Source organism: Streptomyces sp. MMG1533, assembly GCF_001279775.1.
GTDB lineage: Bacteria > Actinomycetota > Actinomycetes > Streptomycetales > Streptomycetaceae > Streptomyces.
Map to the genome: position 1 here is coordinate 1 of NZ_LGDG01000216.1, position 14115 is coordinate 14115.

A 14115-nucleotide genomic window follows, 5' to 3' on the forward strand; every position below is an offset into this window, starting at 1 on the left:
CATCCACGCCATGGTCGTAGAAGCAGCTCGCACGACACGCTCGCTCGCCATGAGGGGTGGATTCCGACGTGACCGACACCGCAGGCGCGCCCTCCGCGCCGGCCCGAGCGCTCGGGCCGGGGGTGGGGGCCTCCGCGACCGGTGGGGGGCTGATACGGCGGCGCCGGCGGCGGTGGGTGCGAGGGACCGGGGTCGGGGTCGTGATCGTCCTGCTCGCGGCCGGCGGGGCCGGGTGGGCCGTCTACGCGAAGCTGGACGGGAACATCACGTCGGACAACGCGGCGGCGGCTGAGCTGGCGCGGTACGAGGGGGAGCGGCCGACCTCGCTGGTGCGGGGGGCGCAGAACATTCTGGTGATCGGGTCGGACTCGCGGTCCGGGGACGCGAACCGGCGCTACGGGCGGGATTCGGGGACCGAGCGGTCCGACACCACGATCCTTTTGCATCTGGCGGCGGGGCGGGGCAGTGCCACCGCCGTGTCGCTGCCCCGGGATCTGATGGTGGACGTGCCGAGTTGCCGGCGGCCCGACGGCAGCCGCACCGAGCCCATGTTCACGATGTTCAACTACGCGTTCCAGGTGGGGGGTTCGGCCTGCACGGTCCGGACCGTGGAGCGGCTGACGAACATCCGTGTCGACCATCACATGGTCGTCGACTTCCACGGGTTCAAGGACATGGTCGACGCGGTCGACGGCGTCGAGGTGTGCCTGGCCGAGCCGATCCGCGACAAGGCGGCCAAGCTGAGGCTCCCGGCGGGGCGGGTGACGCTCGACGGCGAGCAGGCCCTCGGGTATGTGCGGGCCCGCAAGTCGCTGGGCAACGGCAGTGACACCGACCGGATGGAACGCCAGCAGCGGTTCCTCGGGGCGTTGGTCCACAAGGTGCAGAGCAATGACGTACTGCTGAATCCGGTGAAGCTCTATCCGGTCCTTGACGCGGCCACTTCTTCGCTGACGACCGACCCTGATCTGGCGAGCTTGCGTGGTTTGTACGAACTCGTCCGCGGACTGCGCGACATCCCCACCGAACGTGTGCAATTCCTTACGGTCCCGAGGGAGTCGTACGTCTACAACGCCAATCGTGACCAGCTCGTGGAACCCGAGGCGGAGAAGTTGTTCGAGCGGCTGCGCACGGACACGCCCCTGGAGGTCGCGGAGAACGTTCCGCGGAACTCGGCGGACTCGGCGCCGAAAAGCCGCAATTCGGCCGAGAACGACGGGGAAAGCGACGAGAGTGGGGGCGAGGAGGGGGACCGCGAGGCGGGCGGTGAGCGGTCCGGCGACCCTTCTGCCGTCAATTCGCCCGCACCCACGTTCAGCGGGAACACGGCAGCCGAGGACACGTGCGCGTAAAGCGTTCCCCAAGGTGACCCACAGGCTCCGGGCAAATGGGCGGATTGCCCAGTTGTAGTGACGTGGAATTAATCACCGGCGTCGCTCAGAGCCGAACAAGGCAGTTAGTGTGAGCGATCCGGTGCATCCGACCAGAGGCCTGTCCTGCGGTCGAGCACTGCGTGACCGAGACCCGAGCGCCTTTGGAGGGGAAAGGCGCCGCGTGGCCCCGACGGAGGGTTCAGACAACCGTGGACGCGCAAGGCCGTGGGCGGGCGGACGACATCGACCCCGCAGACCAGTGGGTGCTCAACCCGAACACCGGCGAATACGAACTGCGACTGACCCCTTCCGCACCGCAATCATCGCGGTCGGCCGTTCCCGGTCCTCGTAGATCGGTCAGCGACAGGGCGGGTGCCCCGCCACGCGGTCGTACGGCGGCCCCCGCGGCCCCTGCGACCCCCGGCCGGGCGGTGCCGCCGCCACGCAGACGGCGGGGCGTGCCCGAGGAGCCGCCGCCGGGGCGCCGCGGCCGCCGGCCGGTCAAGACGAAGTCCAAGGCGAAGAAGATCCTGCTGTGGACCGGCGGCACGATGGCGTTCGTGCTGGTGGCCGCGGCGGGCGCCGGGTACCTCTACATAAAGCACCTCAACGGCAACATCACGTCCGTCGCCGACGACGGCGCGAGCACCGGTGGCTTCCAGAAGGACAAGGCCATCAACATCCTGGTGATCGGCACGGACAAGCGCACCGGCGCGGGCAACGAGGGCTACGGCGACTCCGGCAGCGTCGGCCACGCGGACACCACGATCCTGCTGCACGTCTCCAAGGACCGCTCGAACGCGACCGCGCTCAGCATCCCGCGCGACCTGATCGTCGACGTCCCCGACTGCCCGACCACGCAGGAGGACGGCTCGCAGAAGGTCATCCCGGGCACGACCGACGTCCGCTTCAACACCAGCCTCGGCCAGGACGAACGTACGCCCAGCTGCACGATGCGGACCGTCACCGAACTGACCGGGGTCACCCCCGACAACTTCATCGTCGCCGACTTCAACGCGGTCAAGACCCTGACCACGGCGGTCGGCGGCGTCGACGTGTGTCTCGCCAAGGACATCAACGACCCGGACTCGCACCTCGACCTGAAGAAGGGGACGCAGCACATCTCGGGCGAGACGGCGCTGGCGTTCGTGCGCACCCGGCACGCGGTCGGGTTCGGCGGCGACCTGAGCCGGATCACACTGCAGCAGCAGTTCCTCAGCGCGCTGATGCGCAAGCTGAAGTCCAACGACACGCTGACCAACCCGGCAAAGATGATCAAGCTGGCCGAGGCGGGGACGAAGGCGCTGACCGTCGACTCCCAGTTGGACAGCATCACGAAGCTGAAGGACCTGGGTCTGGAGCTGGGCAAGCTCAACGTCAAGAACCTGACGTTCACCACGGTGCCGGTGATCGACAACCCGGCGGAGAAGGTCAAGGCGACCGTCGTGGTCAACCCGTCGTCGGCTCCCCAGGTCTTCGACATGATCAAGAACGACGTGTCGTTCACCGAGGTCAAGGCGCAGAAGAAGAAGGAGGCCGCCGCCGTGGCCGCCCGTCTGAAGGGCACCAAGGCGGACGCCTCCGAGGTGCGGGTGCGCGTCCTCAACGGCGGTGCGCAGGCGGGCAGCGCGCAGGCGGAGCTGGAGTACCTGCAGAACGAAGAGGGCGTGCTGAAGTCGGAGAACGCGGGCAACGCCGATGCCGAGGTGGCGAAGACGACCCTCGAGTACGCTCCCGATCAGGCCGACCAGGCACGTCGGCTGGCCGCCATCATGGGCCTGTCCGGTTCGGCGATGAAGCCGGGCGAGAGCGTGGACAACTCCCAGGGGCTGCCGACGATGACGCTGACCCTGGGCAAGGACTTCAAGGGCGCGGGCGTGTCGCTCACCGCTCCGACGAAGGCGCCGGAGGGAGTCCAGCAGTCCACCGCGGACAAGGTCGAGTGCGCCAAGTGACCTGAAGGGCCTGCTTTGCGTCTGACAGGGCGCAAAGCAGATCCGTCGATGGCGCGAGGGTGGGGTAACGGAGATGGCGCACAGCAGTGTGCACGGGGAGGGGACGCGACCGGGCGTCCGGCAGGCGAGTGGGGCGGGACGGGAAGACGGCCGTCGTGGGGACGACGGGGACGGCTCCGGCAGACCCTCCGGCGGCGGGCACGGCGGACGGCGCGGCCGACGGCGGCAGGCCAAACGCAGGCACCGAGTGCTGCGATGGTCCGCGACGACCCTCGCGGTGCTGATACTGGGCACGGCCGGCGCCGGATACCTCTACTACCAGCACCTCAACGGCAACATCGAGAAGGGCCAGCGCAGCAGCGGCGACTCCAAGGCGCGCAAGACCGAGCCGAACTCCGCCGGGCAGACGCCGCTGAACATCCTGCTGCTCGGCTCCGACAGCCGTGCGTCCGACGCGAACGTGGCGCTCGGCGGCGGCAAGGACACCCGCGGCAACCCGCCGCTGGCCGACGTGCAGATGCTCATCCACCTCTCCGCGGACCGCAAGAGCGCCGCTGTGGTGAGCATTCCGCGGGACACCCGGGTCGACATCCCCGCGTGCAAGGACCCGGACACCGGCAAGACGTACCCGGCCACCAACGAGATCATCAACACGACGCTGGGCCGCGGCGGAGCCGGCTGCACGCTGGCCACCTGGGAGAACCTCACCGGGATCTACATCGACCACTGGATGACGATCGACTTCGCGGGCGTGGTGAGCATGGCGGACGCCATCGGCGGCGTCGAGGTCTGTGTGAACCAGAACGTGTGGGACCGCCCGCTGCCGGGCGTGCCCGGCGGCTCCGGCCTGAAGATGACGGAAGGCACGAAGAAGGTCAAGGGCAAGCAGGCCCTGCAGTGGCTGCGCACCCGGCATGCCTGGGGCAGCGACCCGCTGCGGGCCCGCGCCCAGCACATGTACATGAACTCGATGATCCGCACCCTGAAGAGCCAGAACGTCTTCACCGACGGCGGCCGGCTGATGGACCTGGCCGAGGCGGCCACCAACTCCCTGACGGTCTCCGAGGAGATCGGCACGGTCAAGGAGCTCTACGACCTCGGCATGCAGCTCAAGACGGTGCCGACGGACCGCATCACCATGACGACGATGCCGACCGTCGAGGACACCGAGAACGCCAACCACCTGCTGCCGGCCGGGGCCGACGCCGAGAAGATGTGGGCGATGCTCCGCGACGACGTGCCCTTCGACGACAAGGGCGCCGAGTCGGACGCCAAGACGGCGAGCCCGGCAAGCACGGCGAGCGCCGGCAAGACCACCGACGACCCCGCCGCGGCCGACGACGAGATCGGCGTCCTGGTGCAGAACGCCACCCGCTCCTCCACCCTCGGTCCGGTCAGCGGCCGGGCGCGAGACATCGCCCGGGAACTCGTGGGCAACGGATTCGCCAAAGCGACGACGGACAACTCGGCGGCGCTCGCCGAGGCGCGGACCCTCGTGCGCTACCCGAGCGCCGAACTGGCGGGCGACGCCCAGGCGGTGGCCAAGTCGCTGGGAATTCCGGTGAGTTCGGTGCAGAAGTCGACGGACGTCTTGGGCGTCACCGTCGTCGTCGGCGCCGACTGGCGTTCCGGCACGGCCTATCCGAAGGAGAAGACGCCCAAGGCCGGGGATCTGCCCAGCAATTCCGACGCCATCAACGGCTCCGACACCGGACAGTGCATGGACGTGTACAAGCCGTATCGCTGGTAGAGCCCTGCCTCGTGGTCGGGCCTCATGGCCGGGCCGCGCGGTCGAACTCCCTTTCAAGGGAAACCGGGGAAACCTTCACTCGTCGCCGAATCGTGCGGATAGTGTGAGCGATCCAGTGGGGAAGGCGCCGCGTGGCCCTGACGGAGGATTCGGACAACCTTGGACGCACCAGGCCGTGAGCGGGCGGAGCACGTCGACCCCGCAGACCAGTGGGTACGCAATCCGAACACCGGCGAATACGAACTGCGGCTGACGCCCTCCGCGCCGAGAGCGGTCGTCCCCCAGCCGCGCAGTGGCCGTACGGCGCCTCCCGCGGCCCCCGGCCGTGAGGTTCCGCCCCCGCGCAGGCGCAGGACCGCCCCCGAGGAACCGCTGCCGGGCAGGCGCGGCCGTCGGCCGGTCAAGACGAAGTCCAAGGCGAAGAAGGTCGTGTTATGGACCGGCGGCAGCATGGCGTTCGTCCTGGTCGCCACCGTGGGCGCCGGCTACTTCTACCTCAAGCACCTTGAGGGCAACGTCAAGACGAAGGACGTCGGCGACGCGGGCGCGAGCAGCTTCAGGAAGGACGAGGCCTTCAACATCCTCGTCATCGGCACCGACAAGCGCACCGGCGAGGGCAACGAGGGCTACGGCGACTCCGGCAGCGTCGGCCACGCCGACACGACGATCCTGCTGCACGTCTCCAAGGACCGCTCCAACGCGACCGCGCTGAGCATCCCGCGTGACCTGATCGTCGACATCCCCGAGTGCCCGACCACGAAGGACGACGGCACCGAGGTGTCCGTGTCGGCGCAGCAGGGCGTCCGCTTCAACAGGAGCCTCGGCGAGAGCGGCCGGGACCCGGGCTGCACCATGCGGACGGTGAAGGAGGCCACCGGCATCCAGCCCGACCACTTCATGATGGCCGACTTCAACGCGGTCAAGACGCTGACCACAGCGGTGGACGGCGTCGAGGTGTGCGTGGCGAAGGCCGTCAACGACAAGGAGTCCAAGCTCGTCCTGCCCAAAGGCGAATCCAAGGTCGAGGGCGAGCAGGCCCTGGCCTTCCTGCGCACCCGCAAGAGCTTCGGCAACAGCGGCGACCTCGACCGCATCAAGGTGCAGCAGCAGTTCCTGGGCTCGCTCATGCGCAAGATGGCCTCCGGCGACACCCTCACCAGCCCCACGAAACTGCTGAAGCTGGCCGAGGCGGCCACCAGCGCACTCACCGTGGACTCCGCCATCGGCAAGGTCGACACGCTCAAGGACATGGCCCTGGAGCTGAAGAAGGTCCCGACGAAGAACATCACCTTCACCACGATCCCCGTGGTGGACAACCCCGCCGAGACGGTCAAGGTGACCGTGGTCGTCGACAAGACCAGAGCACCCCAGGTCTTCGACATGATCCAGAACGACATCTCGTTCACCGAGGTCAAGGCGCAGGAGAGGAAGGAAGCCGCCGCGGTGGCGGCCCGCCTCAAGGGCACCAAGGCCGACGCCTCTCAGGTGCGGGTCCAGATCCTCAACGGCGGGGCCACCTCCGGCAGCGCGCAGAAGCAGCTGGACTGGCTGCAGAACAGCGCGGGCGTCAGCAAGTCGGAGAACGCGGGCAACGCGGACGCCGACCAGGCGAAGACGACCCTCGAGTACGCGCCCGACCAGGCCGACCAGGCCCGCCGGCTGGCGGACATCATGGGCCTGTCCGGCTCGGCCATGAAGCCGGGCGAGAGCGTGACCAACTCCCAGGGACAGCCGACGATGACCCTGATCCTGGGCAAGGACTTCAAGGGCGCGGGTGTGAAGCTCAACGGCGCCTCGGTCGAGCCGCCGGACGTGGAGAAGTCCACGGCCGACAAGGCCGAGTGCGCAAGTTGACCGCTCGTGTGGGCAAGTTGACGAAATAGAGCAACCTGACGGGCCCGTCGTATGTCTCCAGGACGTACGGCGGGCCGCGCCATGGCGCGAGGGCGGGTGGGTCGGGGAGGACTCGAAGTGACGCGGAACAGTGTTCGGGAGGCCGAACCGGCCGCCGAGAAGGTCGGCACCACCGGCGGCAGCCGGCACGGCGGGCGCCGGTCACCACGGGGGCACCGGCTGCTGCGCTGGTCCGCGACGACGCTCGCCGTGCTGATACTGGGCTCGGCCACCGCCGGTTACCTCTACTACCGGCACCTGAACGACAACATCAGGAAGGACGAACTCAACCTCGGCGACAACAAGGTCGCCGAACCGACGCCGAACGCCGCCGGTCAGATTCCGCTGAACATCCTGCTCATCGGCTCCGACGCCCGCGACACCGAGGAGAACCAGCAACTCGGCGGCGCCCGCGAGACGTTCGGCTCGACGCCGCTGGCGGACGTGCAGATGCTGGTGCACCTGTCCGCCGACCGCTCCAACATGTCGGTCGTCAGCATGCCCCGCGACACCCTCGTGAAGATCCCGAAGTGCACCGACCCGGACGACGACGAGGTGTACCCGGCGAGCGACGGCCGCGTCATGACCAACCAGAGCCTCGGCCACGGCGGTCCCGGCTGCACGGTGGCCACCTGGCAGGAGCTCACCGGCATCCACATCGACCACTTCGTGATGGTCGACTTCTCGGGTGTGGTGTCGATGGCGGACGCCGTCGGCGGGGTCCCGGTGTGCGTGGACGCCAACATCCTCTCGCGCGACAGCCAGGGCCACGGCTCCGGTCTGAAGCTGGAGGAGGGCACCACCTCGGTGAAGGGTGAGCAGGCCCTGCAGTGGCTGCGGACGCGTTACGGCTTCGAGGACGGCAGCGACCTCGCCCGCGCCAAGGCCCAGCACATGTACATGAACTCGATGGTCCGGACACTGCGCGAGAACGCCACCCTGAGCAGCCCGAACAAGCTCCGCAAGCTCGCCGAGGAGGCCACCGAGGCGCTCACGGTCGACACGGGCCTCGACACCGTCAAGAAGCTCTACGACCTCAGCAACGAGCTGCGCCAGGTCGAGCCGGAGCGCATCACCATGACCACGATGCCCAACCGCTACGTCGGCGCCCGCGTGGAGCCGACCAAGGACGCCGAGAAGCTGTTCCGCCTCGTCCGGGAGGACATCGCGCTGGACGGCAAGGACGAGAAGAAGGCGACCCCGACTCCCTCGGCGACCGCCTCCGGCGACCCGGCCGCCGACGACGACAAGATCGGCGTCCTCGTCCAGAACGGCACCCGCACCGACACCCTCCGCGCCGCGTCAGGACGTGCGAGCACCGTGACCGGGCTGCTCGTGGAGAAGGGCTTCACCAAGGCGGCCGCGGACACCTCGTCCGCGCTGAGCGAGGATCGTACGGTCGTCCGCTACCCGAGCGCCGAGCTGGAGGGGGACGCCCAGCGCGTCGCCAAGTCCCTCGGGATTCCGGCGAGTTCGGTGGAGCGGTCGACGGACGTCTCCGGGGTCACGGTCGTCGTGGGCGCCGACTGGCGCGAGGGCAGGACGTACAAGGCGCCCGAGGAGGACGACAAGACCCCGGAGTCCGCCGAGGCGCTCAACGGCGCCGACGAAGACGCCTGCATGCATGTGAACCCGGGGTTCACATGGTCCTGATGCCCGGCTGACCCTCAGTGCGCGTCGGCGCCCGCGTGCACCGCGGGGCGCCGGCTCGCGATCACCTTGCGGGCGAGCGAGCGCGGGCTGGTCAGGAAGCCCCAGCCCCACGACATGTGCATGGTGGCGAGGGCGACGGGGATCTGCAGTCGTGCCTTCAGTGGCAGCCCCTTGCCCGCGGGCAGGGACCCGAGGGCGATCGCCGCGAGGTAGCCGCCGGGGATCACCAGGCCCCACGGGGTGAGCAGAGCGCCGATGGCGATTCCCGCGGCGATCGCGCACACCGCGGTCGGCGGGGCGAGGTAGCGCAGGTTGATGGAGCCCTCGTGGTAGCGGGCGACGACGTGCCGCCAGCGGCCGTAGTCCTTGTACTGCCTGGCGAGGGCGCGCACGCTCGGCCGGGGCCGGTACGACACCTTCAGCTCGGGCGAGAACCAGATCAGCCCGCCCGCCTCCCGGATGCGGAAGTTGAGCTCCCAGTCCTGGGCGCGGATGAACTCCACGTTGTAGCCGCCCTGCCGCTCCAGCGCCTCGCGCCGGAACACGCCGAGGTAGACGGTCTCGGCGGCCTGGGCCTCGCCGCCCGTGTGGAAGGCGGCGTTGCCGACGCCGATCCTCGAGGTCATGGCGGCGGCGACCGCGTGCTCCCAGTCGTTCTCGCCCTCGGCGTGCATGATGCCGCCGACGTTCTGCGCGCCGGTCTCCTCCAGGAGCCGTACGGCGGTGGTGATGTAGTTCGGCGAGAGCATGCCGTGGCCGTCGACGCGCACGACGATCGGGTGGCGGGACGCCTTGATCGCGGCGTTCAGCGCGGCCGGCGTACGACCGGTGGGGTTCGGCACGGTGTGCACACGGGGATCTTCCGCGACGAGTTCGGCCGCGATCTCGTCCGTACGGTCCTTGGACGGACCGAGGGCGATCACGACCTCCATCTCGCCGGCGTACTCCTGCGCGAGGATCGCTTGGACGGCTCCGCGCAGGTGCCGCTCCTCGTTGAGGACGGGCATGATCACGGACACGGCGGGGAGCTGCACGTCGGGCTTGGCGTTCATAGGGCGCAAACGTTACCGCGAATGGGGGACACCGATGCGCCCCGCCCGGGGCGGTGCACCGGGCCGCAGATCGTATCGGCCTACGGTGCTCCCGATCCCACGTACGGCCCCTGGGGCCGGTTCGGCGGATCCTGCCGGGGTCGCGGGCTCTGGCACGCCCATCTGCTGCGTTGTCGTCCTGGCCGACTCCCTCCTCCGCCTTGCAGCTGGACGCACCGGACCCCGCTCACCTCGGTTGACAGCAACCGTCCATCCGATCCGGCCCGATCCGCCGGACCGGCCCCAGCGGAGGTGTCCCCCATGCCCACGCCGCCCCGCTCCCCAGCCGCCCGACCCCGGCGCCGCCCGCAATCGCCGCGGTCGGCGCGACCCCCCGTACGACGGAAAAAACCGCGCTGGGCCATGCGGGCGGTGACGACCCTCTCCGTGGTCGTGCTCGCCTCGGCCGGAATCGGCCATGCGGTGATCACCAGCCTCGACGCGGACATCGCCCGGGTCGACCCCTTCAAGGACATGAAGAACCGCCCGAGGGCGGGCCACGGCATGAACGTCCTGCTCGTCGGCACGGACGGCCGCGACAAGATCGCCGAGGCCGAGCGGCAGAAGTACCGGCTCGGCGGCGCCCCCTGCCGCTGCACCGACACGATGATGCTCGTGCACATCTCGGAGGACCGGGAGCGGGCGAGCGTGGTGAGCCTGCCGCGCGACTCGTACGCCGTGACCCCGGAGCACACCGACCGGACCACCGGGAAACGGCACCGGGGCCACCCCATCAAGATCAACGCGGCGTACGCGGAGGGCGGCCCGCAGCTCACCGTCCGGACCGTCGAGAGCATGACCCACGTGAAGATCGACCACTACCTGGAGGTCGACTTCGCCAGCTTCATGAAGACGGTCGACGTGCTCGGCGGGGTCGAGATCTGCGCTGCCGAGCCGCTGAAGGACACGTACACCGGCCTCGACCTCCCGCCCGGCACCCATACCCTCCAGGGCGGCCAGGCCCTCCAGTACGTCCGCTCCCGCCACGTCGACGGCGCCTCCGACCTCGGCCGGATGCAGCGCCAGCAGCGGTTCCTGGCCGCCCTCATCGACCGCACGACGTCCTCCGGGATCCTGCTGAACCCGATGAAGTTCCGTGACATCACCCGGGCCGTGCTGGGCTCCGTACGCGCCGACAAGGGCTTCGGCACGGACGAGCTGCTCGACCTCGGCCGGGCGATGCGCAACTTCTCCCCGTCCTCCTCCGAGTTCACGACGGTGCCGATCGGGCAGATGGGATACGCCGTGAAGGGCGTCGGTTCCACCCTGAAATGGGACGCCCGAAAGGCCGGCCGCCTCTTCCGGTCCCTCCGCGACGACAAGCCCCTGTCCGTGCGCAAGCCGCAGGCCAAGGCCCTCCGCGTGGACGTCGCCCCCCAGCAGATCCGCGTCCAGGTGGAGAACGCCACGGCCACGGCTGGCCTGGGCAAGCGCGTGGACACGGCGCTCGCGGCGACGGGCTTCCGCACGACCCGGCTCCCGGTGAACGCCGCCGACCGCACCCTCAAGCGCACGGTCGTCGCCTACGACCCCCGCTGGGACCGCTCCGCGAAGTCCCTCGCGGCCGCGCTGCCGGGCAGCGAGCTGCGGGCGGTGAAGGGGCTCGGCGCGACGCTGAAGGTGATCGCCGGGGCGGACTTCCGGGAGGTGCGGAAGGTGCGGGCGATGGATCCGCCACAGGGGAAGTCAGGGGTGGTGCGGGGGAACGAGGTGTTGTGTCAGTAGGGGTTCGGTCGTCGCCCTCGCAGGTGCGTTGCCCTACCGCGTCCGGCACGGGGCCTCGGGGCAGCGCTCAGTCCTCGAAGCCCTCGGCCGCCCGCCGTTCCCGCAGCTCCATGATCGCCCGTCGCCGCGCCAGCCGGTGGGTGCGGCGGATCTGGGCCTCCTGGTAACGCCGCTTGTCGCGCTCGGTCTCCGGGAGCACCGGCGGCACCCGGCGCGGTTTGCCGTCGGCGTCGACGGCGGCGAAGACGAGGTAGGCGGAGCCCACCTGGGTGGCCGGGTTCGACTCGTTCCACCGCTCGGCCAGCACGCGCACCCCGACCTCCATCGAGGTCCGGCCGGTCCAGTTGACCTGGGCCTTCACATGGACGAGGTCGCCGACCCGGACCGGTTCCAGGAACGCCATCTCGTCCATGGACGCGGTGACCGCCGGCCCGCCGCTGTGCCGGCCGGCCACGGCGCCGGCCGCGTCGTCGACCAGTTTCATGATCACGCCGCCGTGCACGGTGCCCAGGAGGTTCGTGTCGGCGTTGGTCATGATGTGGCTGAGCGTGGTCCGGGACGCCGAGGTCGGCTTGCCCGGGATATCCGGAGTCTCCGATTCCGCGGCGGAGGCCTGATCTGTCATGGCCTCCACCTTATGCCGAGGTGACAAGCCGGGATTTTGTGTCAGCTTCGCAACAGCAGTGCCCTTATTTTCCGACGAACCTTGTGAGGGACATGGCAGTGCCCTGCACACTGGGGCCCATGAACGATTGGCCCGAGGCATGGTCCGACGACAACCGCGGCAGCCGGTACGGACGCGGCAGCGCAGGCTCACAGCCCGAGAGCGCCCGTGTCATGCGGCAGGTCCGCCGCGGCCAGGCGGCTCCGCCCGGGCAGGGCGGGTACGGGGGCCCCGGCGCCCCGGCCCCGCCGTACGGCGGTGTCCCGCAGCAGCCGTCGTACGTCAACGGCGGTGACGACACCGTCTACGACGACGGGTACGACAGCGGCTACAACACGGGCCACGTCTACGGCGGCGGTGGCCCCGGCGGTCCCGCCGACGGCGGCCGTGGCCCGCGCCCCGCGCCGAACTGGCGCCGGCGGATCAAGCTGACCACGATCACCGTGCTGGTGGTGCTGGTCGCGACGACCGTCGGCACGTACTTCTGGGCCGACTCCAAGCTCAACCGCGAGGTCGACCTGTCCAAGGTCATCGACCGGCCGGAGACGGGCGAGGGCACGAACTACCTGATCGTCGGCTCCGACAGCCGTGCCGGGCTGTCCGACGAGCAGAAGAAGAACCTGCACACCGGGTCCGCCGAGGGCAAGCGCACCGACTCGATGATGCTGCTGCACGTCGGCAGCAACGGCGACACGCTGATATCCCTGCCGCGTGACTCGGACGTGGAGATCCCGACGTACAAGGGCTCCGACTCCGGCAAGACGTACCAGGGCACGGGCCGGCACGTGAAGCTGAACGCGGCCTACGCGGAGGACGGCCCCGAGCTCCTCGTCCGCACCGTCGAGTACAACACCGGCCTGCACATCGACCACTACGTGGAGATCGGCTTCGCCGGCTTCGCGAACATCGTGGACGCGGTCGGCGGCGTCGAGATCGAGATCCCGAAGGGCGGCATGAAGGACACCAAGTCCGGCGCCGACTTCGAGGCGGGCAAGCAGACCCTGAACGGCGAGCAGGCGCTCGCCTTCGTCCGTACCCGGTACGCGCTGGCGGGCTCCGACCTGGACCGTACGAAGAACCAGCAGAAGTTCCTCAACGCCCTCGCCAACCAGGTCGCGACCCCGAGCACGATCCTCAACCCCTTCAAGCTGTACCCGACCATGGGCTCGGGCCTGGACTCGCTGATCGTCGACAAGGACATGGGTCTGTACGACCTGGCCTCGATGTTCTGGGCGATGAAGGGCGTCAACGGCGGCGACGGCACGTCGATGAACATGCCGATCTCCGGCTCCTCCGGGGGCAACCTCGTCTGGGACAAGGCGAAGGTGAAGACCCTGGTCGAGGAGCTGAACAACGACGAGAAGGTCACGGTCTCGAGTGAGTGACCCTTCCCGACCCGGCAGAGCACCGTTCGACGCGGTGCTCTGCGACGTCGACAACGTGATCCGCTTCTACGACCCCTCCCGGCTGCACGCCCTGGAGCGTGCCGCCGGGCTGGCCGAGGGCACCACCATGAAGGTCGCCTTCGCCCCGGAAACGGTTCTGCCCCTCGTCCTGGGCCGGATCGACGGCCAGGAGTGGGTGCGTGCGATCGCCGAGCCCCTGACCGGCCAGGTCCCCGAGCAGACGGCCTGGGAGCTGGGCACGGCCCTCCTGGAATCCCCCTTCCGGGCGGACGACGAGGTCGCCTCCCTCCTCCGCCGCGCCCGTATCCGCGTCCCCCTCGTCCTGGTCACCAACGCCACCCTCCGCCTGGAGGACGACCTCACCACCCTCGGCCTGACCGACCTCGCGGACCACGTCGTGAACAGCGCCCGAGTCGGCCTGGTCAAGCCGGACCCGCGCATCTACCACCTCGCCGCGTCCCTGGCCGGCGTCCGCCCCGACCGCTGCCTGTTCGTCGACGACAGCGAGGAGAACGTGGCGGCGGCGGCAGCCCTGGGGATGCGGTCGGTGCACTTCCGCGAGGCCGCGGATCTGGAACGCGCCCTGGAGCCGCTGTTCGCCTAGG

The 14115-nt window shown here is 69.6% G+C and carries 10 protein-coding genes; 8 read left to right on the forward strand and 2 right to left on the reverse strand.

Annotation, left to right across the window (positions count from 1 at the left end; all coding sequences use genetic code 11):
• Nucleotides 1–68 precede the first annotated feature (68 nt).
• The 5 genes from ADK57_RS23070 (at nt 69) to ADK57_RS23090 (ending at nt 8624) form a co-directional block, all read left to right on the forward strand.
• Entirely contained in the window at nt 69–1352 is a 1284-nt protein-coding gene (locus ADK57_RS23070) for an LCP family protein (RefSeq protein WP_078973295.1), read from the forward strand.
• 230 nt (nt 1353–1582) lie between these two features.
• A complete protein-coding gene (locus tag ADK57_RS23075; protein ID WP_078973288.1) occupies nt 1583–3328 on the forward strand; it encodes an LCP family protein in 1746 nt (581 codons plus the stop codon).
• 73 nt (nt 3329–3401) lie between these two features.
• Nucleotides 3402–5078: an LCP family protein gene (locus tag ADK57_RS23080; protein ID WP_199830661.1), complete on the forward strand. Its 1677-nt coding sequence runs from the start codon at nt 3402–3404 to the stop codon at nt 5076–5078.
• A gap of 159 nt (nt 5079–5237) precedes the next feature.
• Entirely contained in the window at nt 5238–6932 is a 1695-nt protein-coding gene (locus ADK57_RS23085) for an LCP family protein (protein WP_053751426.1), read from the forward strand.
• Between the two features lie 81 nt (nt 6933–7013).
• Entirely contained in the window at nt 7014–8624 is a 1611-nt protein-coding gene (locus ADK57_RS23090) for an LCP family protein (protein ID WP_053751427.1), read from the forward strand.
• Between the two features lie 14 nt (nt 8625–8638).
• On the opposite strand, the gene ADK57_RS23095 is transcribed toward ADK57_RS23090, so the two are convergent.
• The gene (locus tag ADK57_RS23095; RefSeq protein ID WP_053751428.1) at nt 8639–9676 is read right to left on the reverse strand and encodes a glycosyltransferase family 2 protein; all 1038 of its coding nucleotides are present in this window, start codon (nt 9674–9676) and stop codon (nt 8639–8641) included.
• 300 nt (nt 9677–9976) lie between these two features.
• On the opposite strand from ADK57_RS23095, the gene ADK57_RS23100 reads away from it, so the two are divergent.
• Nucleotides 9977–11440, forward strand: coding sequence for an LCP family protein (locus ADK57_RS23100; RefSeq protein ID WP_078973289.1), 1464 nt, complete (start codon nt 9977–9979; stop codon nt 11438–11440).
• A 67-nt stretch (nt 11441–11507) separates the two neighbouring features.
• Here ADK57_RS23100 and ADK57_RS23105 read toward each other — a convergent pair whose 3' ends face one another.
• Nucleotides 11508–12065, reverse strand: coding sequence for an acyl-CoA thioesterase (locus tag ADK57_RS23105; RefSeq protein WP_053751430.1), 558 nt, complete (start codon nt 12063–12065; stop codon nt 11508–11510).
• A gap of 119 nt (nt 12066–12184) precedes the next feature.
• Between ADK57_RS23105 and ADK57_RS23110 the strand changes: the two genes are divergently transcribed.
• Together ADK57_RS23110 and ADK57_RS23115 are read left to right on the forward strand one after the other, a co-directional pair.
• On the forward strand, nt 12185–13489 hold the full coding sequence (locus tag ADK57_RS23110; protein ID WP_053751431.1) for an LCP family protein: 1305 nt from the start codon (nt 12185–12187) through the stop codon (nt 13487–13489).
• Complete coding sequence (locus tag ADK57_RS23115; protein WP_053751432.1) at nt 13482–14114, forward strand: HAD family hydrolase; 633 nt, start codon at nt 13482–13484, stop codon at nt 14112–14114. Before ADK57_RS23110 ends, ADK57_RS23115 begins: the two co-directional genes overlap by 8 nt.
• The last annotated feature ends 1 nt before the right edge of the window (nt 14115 follow it).

Coding starts and splice junctions, on each gene's coding strand:
- ADK57_RS23080 (WP_199830661.1), top strand. CDS start 3,402: ATGGCGCACAGCAGTGTGCACGGGGAGGGGACGCGACCGGGCGTCCGG.
- ADK57_RS23090 (WP_053751427.1), top strand. CDS start 7,014: ATGGCGCGAGGGCGGGTGGGTCGGGGAGGACTCGAAGTGACGCGGAAC.
- ADK57_RS23095 (WP_053751428.1), bottom strand. CDS start 9,676: ATGAACGCCAAGCCCGACGTGCAGCTCCCCGCCGTGTCCGTGATCATG.
- ADK57_RS23100 (WP_078973289.1), top strand. CDS start 9,977: ATGCCCACGCCGCCCCGCTCCCCAGCCGCCCGACCCCGGCGCCGCCCG.
- ADK57_RS23105 (WP_053751430.1), bottom strand. CDS start 12,065: ATGACAGATCAGGCCTCCGCCGCGGAATCGGAGACTCCGGATATCCCG.
- ADK57_RS23110 (WP_053751431.1), top strand. CDS start 12,185: ATGAACGATTGGCCCGAGGCATGGTCCGACGACAACCGCGGCAGCCGG.